The organism is Pseudoramibacter alactolyticus ATCC 23263 (genome assembly GCF_000185505.1).
GTDB classification, from domain to species: domain Bacteria; phylum Bacillota; class Clostridia; order Eubacteriales; family Eubacteriaceae; genus Pseudoramibacter; species Pseudoramibacter alactolyticus.
The window spans coordinates 1,180,489-1,193,534 of record NZ_GL622359.1 but is presented as its reverse complement, the minus strand read 5'-3'; the positions used below and the strand labels follow the sequence as shown (position 1 = coordinate 1,193,534).

At 50.6% G+C, this 13,046-nt stretch carries 4 protein-coding genes; all 4 read left to right on the top strand.

The features are described 5' to 3' along the window. Nucleotides 1-3: 3 nt before the first annotated feature. From HMPREF0721_RS05550 to HMPREF0721_RS05535, 4 genes are read left to right on the top strand one after another with little or no spacing between them, the layout of a single operon-like run. Nucleotides 4-1,299: a radical SAM protein gene (locus tag HMPREF0721_RS05550; protein ID WP_006598635.1), complete on the top strand. Its 1,296-nt coding sequence runs from the start codon at nucleotides 4-6 to the stop codon at nucleotides 1,297-1,299. Nucleotides 1,300-1,313: 14 nt separating this feature from the next. Beyond that, a complete protein-coding gene (locus tag HMPREF0721_RS05545; protein ID WP_006598634.1) occupies nucleotides 1,314-2,615 on the top strand; it encodes a class I adenylate-forming enzyme family protein in 1,302 nt (433 codons plus the stop codon). Then, nucleotides 2,612-3,331: a thioesterase II family protein gene (locus HMPREF0721_RS05540; RefSeq protein ID WP_006598633.1), complete on the top strand. Its 720-nt coding sequence runs from the start codon at nucleotides 2,612-2,614 to the stop codon at nucleotides 3,329-3,331. The genes HMPREF0721_RS05545 and HMPREF0721_RS05540 overlap by 4 nt, the downstream gene beginning before the upstream one ends. Further along, nucleotides 3,328-13,005: a non-ribosomal peptide synthetase gene (locus HMPREF0721_RS05535; protein WP_006598632.1), complete on the top strand. Its 9,678-nt coding sequence runs from the start codon at nucleotides 3,328-3,330 to the stop codon at nucleotides 13,003-13,005. The genes HMPREF0721_RS05540 and HMPREF0721_RS05535 overlap by 4 nt, the downstream gene beginning before the upstream one ends. The last annotated feature ends 41 nt before the right edge of the window (nucleotides 13,006-13,046 follow it).

Here is a 13,046-nt window from a genome sequence, read left to right as displayed (position 1 = left end):
TTCATGTTTAATCAAAAAATATTGCTTCCGCATCAGTATTATTATCCACATATTGATTTGCTCCGGGACAGAAGCTCTGCCGAGCTGAAGAAATCATTCGCGCAGGAACTTGATAGGAATCGCGGCGCTGACACGATGCTTTATGTGCATTTCCCATTTTGTGATTCGAAATGCCGTTTTTGCGGATTCGACAAGGAATACAATCTTGATGCTATCAATGGGTACGTGGAGAAGGTCATTGCAGAGCTTGAATATTATGCTCCATACGGATTTTCTATTAACAATATCCATTTCGGCGGCGGGTCGCCGTCATTGATCCCGCCCTTTCTTTTGGCCCGGATACTTGCCGTGATTCGAAAAAATTACGACATGCTGCCGAATGCGGCTATCAATATGGAAGGATCCTCGACGTCGCTGTATCAACCCGAAATGATCGCATTTTTGCTGGATGAAAATATCACACGTGTCAGCACAGGCGTACAGACGTTTTATCGCCCGCTGCGTGATTTTTTTGAAATCGAGGCAACGCTTGAAGAGGTCTATCTGACCCTTGAAACACTTCGCAAAAACAACATAAACGTATTTGTCGATATTTTATATGGTTATCCTGACTATGGATTTGAACGGACGCCGAAACAGATCGTCGAACGGGATCTAAAAACGGCCATGCGACTTGATGTAGGCGGCATTGACTACAGCCACCTGTATCCGATGAAAAATAAGCTTGAGCCGTCTATCAAAGACGGCGCGGTTCAGCTTCCGTCAACAAGTGAGCTTCTCGCGATGATGGATCACGATATGGCCATGCTGGAAGAAGGCGGCTATCGCCAGGAAACATCCTATGGCTTTGTCAAACGCGGCGATATCATCATGGAAACATCCTATTACGGCGGGGAGGACAATGTCAGCAATTGCCTTGCGATCGGTTCCGGGGCTTTCGGGCTGATAGGCCGATGCAAATACCGCAATCCTCTGTATCATGCGTATGTCACGCTGCCGACGCCGTCTTATTCGCAGATAAAAGTCTTGACGGATCAGCAAATGAATTATATGCAAATCGTCGGATTCCCGAAAATCCTCAGGCTCAACAAGTCTCAATTTGAACATTCGGTCTGCCGCGAGGTGTTCTTGCCGAAGCTTAGTAAGCTTATGGAAGCCGGCCTGTTGGCGGAGGTTTCGGACGCCTATGTCCTGACAAAAAAGGGCAGGCTATATGTTGACAATATATACTACGACCTGCTCGATGACGCAGAGCGAAGGATTGTTGACAGGCAGCTGTCCATTATTAAATACGATTGAGAAACGGAGGAAAAATGAGGCATCACAAGGCAAATTTTTATATTGGCGAAAAATCTGTGCCGCAGCAGTCTGTTTGGGATGCGATTGGCAAGGCCGCTGCTCAGATGGAAAAATTTGGCATCCGCGAAAAGCAGATAATCTGCTGCCAAAGCAAAACCGCCATCGGCATCTATGTGCTGTATCATGCGGCAATGCATCTTCAGGCGTCGGTCCTGCTCGTAAGCGGCGATTATCCGGCGGCAAAAAAATTGCAGTCAGCTGCGTTGATGGCCGACGTGTTGGCCATATGGGATCAAGGATCGATCCAGCTTGAACGCCGCCGGCGTCCTGTCGCGCTTGAAATACCCGCTCGCTCAGTACTTCAGATGACATCGGCAACGACCGGCGAACCGAAAATGGTTTTGCGCACAGAAAAGCAAATCCATATAGAACTTAAGCGGTACCTGACCCATATGCGATACGGAGAGCATGAAGAGCGTTTTTTGCCGGCGGTGCCATTTTATCATTCCTTTGGTTTCATATGCGTCATGCTGGCGGCGGATAGAACCGGCGGCACCATTCTATTGCCGGATATTCTGCTGCCGCGGCGTGTGGCGGAGCTCTCTGAACGGATGCATGCGGATTACCTGTATGGCGTTCCACATTTCTTGGATGCCATGCTTCGCATTGGCGGGCAGTACACACTTGGGAAGAAAATGTGCAGGATCGTTTCTTCAGGCGGCCGGCTTTCGGCTGAAACAGCCGCGGGACTGACGAAAAAATTTGACGTACCGGTTCTTCAGCAGTACGGGTGTTCCGAAGCTGGGAGCCTGGCCGTCGGGACGTGCCGGGATGACAGCACGGATGTGGGCAGACCGATTGGGAATATTGTGTTCTCCGTGGCCCAAAAAGACGGACAATCTGTCATTTGTGTGGATACGGCGGGTTCGGCCGGCGCCTATGTCGACGAAGCAACCGGCATTCACAGTCTTGACGGTCACGCATACTTTACAAACGACGTTGGATATATTGATGAAACCGGAAGCGTGCACATAACAGGCCGTGCCGACGACGTTATAATCATTGCCGGCAAAAAAATCAGCAGACAGCGCATCCAGAGCATCATTGGCGACATCAACGGCATCCATAAGGCGGTGGTCAGTATTTCTAAGAAGCCGCCCTACGATCTGATTTGCCGGTATTCGGCGGATTTTGATATATCCGATGCGGCGTTTCGCCGGCATTGCGAGACACGGCTTGCGGGATATGAAATTCCCACAAGATTTATTCGTTCCACACAGGAACTGAGGTCATGGAAGGATGGGTTTGCCTTATGAAAATGATTTGTTTTCCACATGCAGGCGGATTTGGCAATTATTATAGTTTTCTGCAGCGCCTTCAGGCACCGGCGACATGTTGCCTGATCGAATACCCCGGGCGCGGAAAAAAGGTGAATATCCCATATCCCGGTGACATGCGGGGGTTTGCTGACTATATCATGAAAGAACTGGACCTGGTTTTGGCAGATGATGAACCCTGCATACTTTTCGGCCACAGCATGGGCGCGTTTGTAGCTTATGAAGCCGCACGCAGACTAAAGGGTCGCGTCCGCCTTCTGATCGTTTCAGGGCAGGCCGCGCCTGATGAATTTAAAGGGGTGGCGATCAACTGCGATTCAAGAGCCGATGTGATCAATTATATGATGTCGATGGGTGGAAGCAATATGGAATTATTTAGTTATCTGCGGGCAGAGGATTTTTTCATCCCGATTGTACAAAGCGATCTCAGGCTTATACAGAGTTATCGTCCCGAACCGCTTGCCGAAAACGAAAAGCCTGATGCCGTTGCAGTGCTCTGCGGCAGGGATGACGCGGAAGTGGGGCAGACCGATCTAACGGCGTGGAAACAGTGCGCATTGAATTTTTACGGCGTTAAATACTTTGAAGGCGGACACTTTTATATGAATGCTCAGAACGATTCGGTTATTGCATATATCAGCCAGTTACTTAGCCGGGCGTGCCGATGCTCTGATGAAAAAGGAGCATACGAATGAATAACAGGCTCTCATTTCCGATGACGAATGCGCAGCTCGCATACTATATGGGCCGATCCCAGCGCTATGCACTCGGTGATACGGCAGCACATGTGTATTATGAATTTAAGAATAATCTGGATGCAGATCTGCTGGAGCGGGCGTTAAACTTCGCCATCCGCAGGCACGCGATGCTCAGAACCGTATTCCATGATAACGGCATGCAGCAGATTCTCGAGGAAACAGCGCCTTATCATATTCAAAGGTATGATTTATCGGCGTCTGACGATGCCGCATGGGAAACGTTTGTCAGTCGGAAGCGTGCAGTGCTTTCGCATGAGAAAATGGATCCTGAACAGTGGCCGCTGTTTCGTGTGGAGGCAGCGAAGACGCCGGATGGCTCGACCTATCTTTTTTTTAGTTTTGATCTGTTGATTGCGGACGGGAGCAGTCTGATTCTCGTTTTCCGCAGCATCATGGACTATTATGACGCAATTGAACGGGGCGAGTTGCCGTCTGTTCAGCCCGACTTGCGTTTTGCCGAATATGCGATGTGGCAAAATGAGATAAAACAGAGCGAAAAATATCGGCGCGACAGAAAATACTGGGAATCGAGAGCGGAGGATTTGTGCTTTGCTCCAGATCTGCTCCATACGGAGGCAGTCCCAAAGAAGAAACAGTATAAAAGGCTGATCCATCAGATTTTGCCGAAGCAATGGGAAATCATCAAGCAACAGATCAGAAAAAATAACGAAATCCTGACATCGGTGCTGTTTGAGCTTTACGGTGAGGTCCTTGCATACTGGAGCGGCGACGAACGCTTTACGATTGCGCTGACAATGTCTAACCGTGGTGCGAAGCGCGGCAGATACCTCGATGTGGTCGGCGATTTCACGTCCCTGATGCTTCTGCCTTATGAAAATACTGCGCAAACCAATATCTATTCCCGCGCGCATCAGGTGACGAAGGAACTGATGGCGGCCTATCGCCATAGCGGCTGTGACGGCTTCGAGGTGGAGCGGATCATCAGCCGTCAACGCAAGCAGCAGCATGAAAACCATTTTGATATTGTTTTTACAAGCATGCTCGACGAATCCGATGCCAATGGGATGCCGATGCGCATCGGCCGGCTGATGAACAGCATCAGTCAGACGCCGCAGGTGCGCCTTGACTGCCAGCTGCTTGAAATTGAGAACAAACTTGAGATCACGTGGGATTATCTTGACGGCTATTACCGCGAAGAAAATATGACGCTGGCCTTTTCACAATATATCAAAATGATTGAGCGGCTTGCGGTATCCGGGCAAAGGCTTGTCCTGTCGCCGGATGCGAAAACAGCCGAAGCCGTGAGGGCCTATAACGCCACGAAACAGCCCGAGCTTCCGCACGTTTCAATGATCCCTATCATAGAAAATGCATTGAAAAAATTCGCAAATAAAACGGCATTTAAAGACAGCCGCCGCAGCATAACCTTTCAGGAGCTGGATATTTATTCAGAGGTCGTTAAAAATGCAATCCTTGCCGAATATCCGGCGGGAAGCCATATCGCGATCAAGGGAAACCGTTCGATCAGCACAGTGATCTATATCGTCGGCGTCATCCGCGCGGGCTGTGTCTATATTCCGATTCACCCGGATTATCCGGCCGACAGAGTAAGCTATATTTGCGACGCATGCGCGTGCGGCCTTTATTTTGATTGTGATTTTTTTGATGGAAAGTTATACGGCGCGCCCGTGTCGGCGCATGAGGGCACAGCGCCGGTGGCGGAAGACAGCAGCGCATATATCATCTATACCTCAGGCAGCACGGGTCTGCCCAAGGGGGTTGAGATCACCCACGGGCAGCTTTGTAATACGATCTTTGATATGAATGCGCGGCTCGGGCTTGAAAGCGACGATGTTCTGCTCAACGTATCGGCGTTTAGCTTTGATCTGTCGGTGTTTGACGTATTTTCAGGGATCACCTCCGGCGCTTGTGTCTATATTGCTGACGATGCCCGGGATATCCGCACGCTTAAATCTGTCCTTCACGCAGAGCAGGTTACGATTCTCAATGGCGTTCCTTCCGTTGTTCAGTTGATCACAGAGCAAAGTGAAGAGGAAACCTATCGGTCGCTACGTTATGTGCTGATGAGCGGGGATTTTATTCCGCTGACATTGCCGGAAGCGCTTGCCAAAATTTGCCCGAATGCCGAACTGCTCAGTCTTGGCGGCGCAACGGAGGCAACGATATGGTCGATTGCCTATCCCATTGATGCAAGCGTTCGATATAGCGAAAGTATTCCCTACGGCTATCCGCTGGCGAATCAGACTTGCTATGTGCTGGACAAAAACCTCCAATTATGCCCGGCGGGCGTCAAAGGAACGATATTCATCGGCGGTCGAGGTGTTGCAAAGGGTTATCATCGTGACGATGAAAGGACCAGGGCGGCCTTTATTCAGCATCATCAATATGGCAGGCTGTATAACACCGGGGATCTGGGCGTTTTTACCTCCGAGGGTTTTATTCGTATTCTGGGGCGCAAGGACGGCCAGGTGAAAGTCAACGGCTTTCGCGTGGAAACGGGTGAGATAGAAAAAACACTGATGGATTCGGACAAGGTCAACTCCGCCGCAGTGATCGCCAGCGGAGCGGCCCTGCATAAACAGCTGATAGGTTATATTGTGCCGCACGTGCAAAATCATACCGCTCTGCCGGAGGAAGCAGGCCAGACCTTACAGCTTCTATGCGATAGGTGTCGTGAAGTCGAAGCGCCGGATGTGGCTGAATTTAATCAATTTGCCGCGCTGGCAGAAAAAACGGCGACAGCGCACATGAAACGGATCATTTTGCAGTTATGTAAAGAAAGCGGACTGGGAGACGATTTTTTTACGCCTGAATTATTGGTCAGACGCAGCGCTGTCAAGCCCGGCTATACGAAGCTGATGCGTCAATGGCTTAAAAATTTGGCAGAAGACGGCAGCATTGATGCGGATCACGATTGCTACTGTGTGGCACGGCTTCAGAGCGTTTCCGATGCGGAAATGGACGCCCTTATTCGCGAGGCCGCATCCGTAGCCGGAAACCCCGCCTTTTTTCTTAATACGATAAAGTACGGAATCGATATTCTCAAGGGGGAAAAAGAGGCATTGACCTATTTGTTTCCCGACGGCGATTTCGGCGCGGCAGAAGCCATTTATCGCGGCAATGACATTTCGCGCTATTTCAATGAGCTGGCGGCAGAGGCTGTTTTTGAACTGGTTAAAAGCATGTTGAGCCGCTCGGACGGCGCTGTCCGCATTTTGGAAATTGGCGCGGGGGTCGGCGGCACCACGCAGCGCATCGTCGAATTGCTTGCCGGATTGCCGGAAGAGAGAATCGCCTATACCTTTACCGATCTTTCCCAATATTTTCTGAGCGAAGCCAAGAAGCATTTTTCATCGTATCCGTTTATGCAGTATCGACTTTTTGATATTGACAAGGCGATTCCGGAACAGCGCTTTGGATATGAATCATTTGATGTGGTTATTGCGGCGAATGTCATGCATGATGCCCGCGATGTCGATCATGCCATGACCCTGACCACCCAACTGCTTGCGCCCGGCGGCGTGATGGTGATGCTTGAGACGACGACGGATTCGCGCATTCAGATGGTTTCTACGCATATGATCGAGGGCTACAACCATTATGAGGATTTCCGTGTGGCGGCGTGTGCGCCGTTAATTGCTGCCGATGAATGGGAGCAGGTGATGAAGCGTTCCGGTTATGCACAGACGGCGGCTTTTCCGCAAAGAGACGCGGCGGCATCCGTTTTTGGCGAGCATTTGATTTTGGGGATGCGCGGGTCAAAGCGAAATTTTCTGACAGAGACGGAATTGGCACAACTCAAGGAGGATATAAACGGAAAGCTGCCGCCCTATATGCTGCCGGCCCATTTGATTCAGCTTGGCGAGCTTCCGCTGACCGTCAATGGGAAAGTGAACAAGTCTATGCTGCCGGCCGCCTCGACTCATGCGAAAGGCCAGAACGAGCATAAACATCCTAAGACCCAAACAGAGCAGCGTATTTTTAGCGTGTGGCAAGAAATGCTCGGCACAGAGAATTTTGGCATCACCGACAATCTGTTTGCCATCGGCGGCGATTCCATCATGATGGTCAGAATGACCGCGATTCTGGAGAAGCAATATGGTTATAAGCTGTCGCTGAACGATTTTCTGACCCATGCCACCGTCAAAGCGCTTGCCGAACTGATCGATAGCTCGGATTCGGCCGATACAGCGCAAAGCTATGCCCATGATGAAGCAAACGCATACGCCCCATTTCCGCTGACATCGGTACAGCTTGCCTATTTGGTAGGCGGCTCACAGAATCAGGGAATGGAAAGCATCACGACGCAGGCGTATTACGAACTAAAGACCAGCTGGGATATCGATCAGCTCCAAAGAGCCGTGAATCAGGTGATAAAACAGCAGCCGATGCTTCACGCTGTGGTTAGTGAAAACGGAACACAGCGGATTCTTGCCGATTATCCTGAATTTGTTATTCGAAGACATCAATATCATTCCGATGATGATGTTGTCGCAATTCGGAAAAGGCTTGAGGGCAGGCCGATCGATCCGCATCGTTATCCGATGTTTGAAATGGAATCCATGGCGCTGCCGGACGGCGATCATTATCTTTTCCTGCACTTTAATCTGCTGATTGCAGACGGCATGAGCATGCAGATTATGATACGACAGCTTTATGATGCGTATTACGGCAATAAGATGTGCGTGGATCATGACGCATTTACATTCCGTGACTATGTCTGCTGCCGCAGTAATCTCCTTAAGGAAGGGATTGACCGCGAAGACGCCGAATACTGGCGTAATATCATGCCGGATCTCGCGCCGGCACCGCCCATTGCGGATAAACCGGAAACAGAGATCATCAATCCGCATTTCAGGCGGCTGCGAACGCTGATCCCGAAAACAAAATGGCAGTGGATTTTATCGCAGATCGCTGAAAATCAGACGACGGCAGCATCCTATCTGCTGACGATGTACAGCAAGGTGCTTGGCTATTGGTCCGGGACGCAGGCGATGACCATCAATGTTACGACGTTCGACAGAATGCCGCTAAGCGACAATGTCAACCGCATTATTGGCGACTTTACCACGCTTGTGCTGGTTCCCGTTGTTTTAGAGAAGGCATCGCTTTGGGATCAGGTGCGTCGTGTCCAGCGGCAGATCCTTCAAAGCATCGGGCATGCCAGGTATGACGGCATCCGGGTTATGCGCGACTATAGGGAACGCGTGGCCGATCCGGAGAAAGCGAAGATGCCGGTCGTTTTTACCAGCATGCTTTTCAGCGATCACGGCAAAAGCTTCGAGAAGACGCCTGGCAAGGTCTGCTACAGCGTCAGCCAGACCCCGCAGGTGCATCTTGATTGTCAGGTTATGGAAAATGCCGAGGGGCTTAGCGTCACCTGGGACTTTGTGGACGAGCTGTTCGAGCCAGAAAAAATAAAAAGCATGTTCGCGCAGTTTGAAGCGCTGATTTGCAGCGGCGCAGACGGCGTGCCCGACGATGGGATTTTACAGCCGCTCCCTGAATTTATCGAAGCGATCGATCAATATAATTCAACAGAATCGGCGACCGGGGCATTAACGCTGAAAGCGCTTATAGAGGCAGGGCTGAAACAGGCGCCGGATCTTGTTGCCATTTCTGACGACACCGGAAGCATGACTTACCGTGAACTGGACGAAAGAACCGGACAGTTAGCGGCAAAACTGCAAAGATGCGGCGCGGGACCCGGCGCTTTGGTTGCCGTTGAATGCAGAAAGGATCTCGAGACGGTTGTCCGCCTGCTTGCCGTCGCCCGAAGCGGCGCAGCCTATGTGCCGCTCGATCAAGATTACCCGATGCAGCGAAAGCAGACCATCATCGATCAAAGCGGATGCAGGCTCATCATGCGGGCTGGCACAGACGATATCGTCGCAGTTGCGGATAAAGCCGGGCAGGAGGCGTCGGAGGATCTCGCCTATGTTATCTATACGTCCGGCAGCACAGGCACGCCGAAGGGAGTGGAAATTTCACAAAGCGCCATTATCAACACGCTGCTTGATATGCGTGAACGCATGGAGCTGACAAGTCGTGATGTCTTTGCGGTGATCACCTCGTTTTGTTTTGACCTTTCAGTGTTTGATCTGTTTGAATCGATTCTGCTACACGCGCATCTGGTTGTGATTTTAGATTCCAGAAATATTCGTCAAACGGCGCGAATGCTGACAGAACAAGGCGTTACGGTCATCAACTGTGTTCCCGCAACGGCCGAACTGATCGTGGATCATATGACAGAACAGAATCATACCGTGCGAACCGTCTTGTTAAGCGGGGATTTTATTCCGCCTGGGCTTCCGGAAAAAATCATGAAGAAAATGCCAAATGCGAAAGTGTGGAGCCTCGGAGGGGCGACTGAAGCGGCGGTTTGGTCGATCGCATATCCGATCACAAGGGATTACGACAGATCGCAGCATATCCCCTATGGGTACCCTTTGACCAATCAGACCTGTTACGTGCTGGATGAGATGATGCGGCTTTGTCCGCAGGGGGTGACTGGCGAAATCTGCATAGGCGGCAGAGGGGTGGCGCTTGGCTATCGCAATGCCCCGGAGCTGACGAAGACAGCCTTTCGCATGCATCCGCGTTTCGGCAGAATCTACCGCACGGGGGATCTGGGGAAAGCGGATGCCGATGGCTGCATTCATATTCTTGGACGCAAAGACCATCAAATCAAGATCAATGGTTTTCGTGTGGAAACAGGAGAGATTGAGCATGTGCTTGAGGAAAGCCGCCGAATCGAGCGGGCAGTCGTCGTGTATGACAAAGGGCAAAACAGCCTGACCGGATACATCAAGCCCGCCGTGCGGCCGGTTAACGCTCCGGAAATCTGGCGGGCGGAATCATTATTTGATGAAATGCGCATGGCAAGCAACGATAGGATTCGCGCCCTGATGACGGGCAGCGACGAGGCCCATATGCGCAGGGCGAATCAGTCGGTCATCAATCAGATGAAACAGGTCATTTATGAGTTGATTGCCGAGGGCCGTGTCGCCCAGCCGTTCACATTGGCATCCTTCTTTGATCAAACGGGTGTGCGTAAGATATACGAAAAGCTGATGCGTCAGTGGTTTGCCATATTGATACGGGAAGGCTTTATGGACTGCGACGGGCAGCGCTATTCCCTTCGTTATGACGCATCTTCACTTAAGGACTGGCGTGTCGGCCTTGGGGCTGTCCAGACGGCCATTGGAGATATAACATTCATCAGCCAATGCCGCGAAAATCTGAAAGAGATTCTTCTTGGCAAGGTGGATGTTCTGCAGCTGCTGTTCCCGGATGGGAAAATGGCGGCCGCCGAGGAACTCTACAAATCAAATCAGATTTCGGCCCATTATAACAAGCTGACTGCTGATGTCATCGGGCGTTACGTTGGTGCGGTGGGGGAACCGGCCAGCGTGATGGAGATGGGAGCTGGCACGGGCGCCACAAGCGCCGGTGTGATTGAAAAGATACAGGAAAGCTGCAGGGAATATCTGTTCACGGACGTTTCGGATTTCTTCACGGATGCGGCCAGGGAGAAATTCAAGACTTATTCGTTTATGAAATACCAGAACTATGACATTAATCGTTCGCCGTGCGAACAGGGGTATCCCTATGAGCAGCATGACGTGATTCTCGCGGCCAATGTCATGCACGATGCGGTGGATGTCAAAAAATCGCTTGAATATGCAGCGAGTATGATTAAGCCAGGCGGCGTTCTCGTTCTTCAGGAAATGACGAGAACCAGCCTCATTCAGTTGGTATCGACGCGAATGATTGAAGGTTATTCGGATTTTAACGATTTCCGACTTGAAAAAAATTCACCGATCCTTGATGCGAAAGAATGGGCATCGGTTTTGAAAGCGGCCGGATTTGAGACCGTATTCTGTTTTCCAGATGCCAAAATAGAAAGCGATCTGTTTGGCGAGCACATTATCTTTGCGGGGAAACCAGCCGTAAGCTGTTACCTCAATAAGGCTCAGCTTCAGGACGAGACAAAGCGAATCAGGGATAAACTGCCGGCCTATATGATGCCGTCGGCCTGGATGCAGCTTCGGGCATTCCCGCTGACTTACAATCAGAAAGTCGATCTAAAGGCCTTGCCGCAGCCAAGCCAACCAGAGAAAAAGAGCGAGGCATTCGCGCAGCCCGAAACGCAGGAAGAAAAATTTCTCTGGGAACTTTGGCGCAGACAGCTTGGGCATACGCATTTCGGCGTGACAGATGATTTCTTTCTTGTCGGCGGTGATTCTTTGAAAGCGATCAAAACCATCGCCGAAATTAACGAACGTTACAGCCTTGAGATGACGGCGTTTTTTGAATCTCCAGACATCCGGCATATCGCGGCCAAGATGCAATCGGATGGCCGTGTCATTCGGGAAAAGTTGTCGGCGCTGTACGGCAGGATGAACGGCCAGGCTGTGACGCCGCCAGTCGATGCCGCAGACGAATGGGCGCAATACGAAAAGAAAATATCGGAGGATATGGCGCATTTAAAACTTAAGAACGCTGCCGGATCAAATGAGAATATTCTGCTGTTTGGGGCAACGGGTTATCTCGGATGCTACCTGTTAAGATCGCTGCTGAAAAATGTCCCTCGGGATATAACGGTTATTGTGCGTTCGGCGAATGATGCGGCAGCTGCAAAACGCGTTGCCGAAGGGTATCGTTTTTATTTCGGGGATGCGCAGTCGAAGGCCGCGGCGCAAAGAATCCATGCGGTTTCGGGCGACTTCACACAACCGCGTTTCGGGTTAAAGCCGGAGCGGTATGACAAGCTCGCAAATACGATTACCTGTGTGATTAATACGGCCGCCATGGTTAAACATCAGGGCGTCTACGAAGCGTTTTATCAGACGAATGTCCGCTCGGTTGCCAACATCATTCAATTCGCTTCGACCGGGATCCCGAAGACCGTGCACCATGTTTCCTCCAATGGCATCATGTTTGGCGCTTATCCCGACGGGGATAACAGAATGCTTTTTACCGAATATGATTGTGATAGGGGGCAGACTTTTACAAATTATTACCTGCGGTCAAAATTTGAAGCGGAAAAAATAATCATGCAGGCACGTCAGACGCAGGGAATGAATATCAATATTTATCGTGCGGGATCAATCATGTTTGATTCAAGCAGCGGGCATTTCCAACGGAATATGGCTGAAAATACGGCTTATATGTTCTTCCGAGCCTTCAAAAAGATGGGCATTGCTCCGGCGGATCTCGATTTTTCGTTCGACATCACCTTTGTGGACCAGCTTGCCGATGCCATGACCCGCATCATTTTGTCGGGGGTGTCGCTAAACGATGTTTATCATATGGTTAATCCGAACCGCGCCAACCTGAGCGAAGTATTTCGCCACGGACTGGTCGCGAAGAACCTTCGCCCGATGAACTTTTCAGAGGTATGCGAATTTTTTGAAAGGCATTTTGAAGACGAGACCTATCGTCCGTATATTCAGGATGTCCTGTATAACTGCGAAATGATCGCCTTATTGAACCGGCATGCCAAGCAGCTTACAACGCGGAGAACGGAACGGCTGCTTGAAAAATTAGGCTTTAATTGGCGCCCGGTTTCGGACGAGATGATTGCCCGGGCAATGCATTATGCTGAAAAAGCAGCCTATATTTAAATTTTTCGGGTCGGCCTGGCGCTGCGCATTCACAATTTTAA

Coding starts and splice junctions, on each gene's coding strand:
- HMPREF0721_RS05550 (WP_006598635.1), top strand. CDS start 4: ATGTTTAATCAAAAAATATTGCTTCCGCATCAGTATTATTATCCACAT.
- HMPREF0721_RS05545 (WP_006598634.1), top strand. CDS start 1,314: ATGAGGCATCACAAGGCAAATTTTTATATTGGCGAAAAATCTGTGCCG.
- HMPREF0721_RS05540 (WP_006598633.1), top strand. CDS start 2,612: ATGAAAATGATTTGTTTTCCACATGCAGGCGGATTTGGCAATTATTAT.
- HMPREF0721_RS05535 (WP_006598632.1), top strand. CDS start 3,328: ATGAATAACAGGCTCTCATTTCCGATGACGAATGCGCAGCTCGCATAC.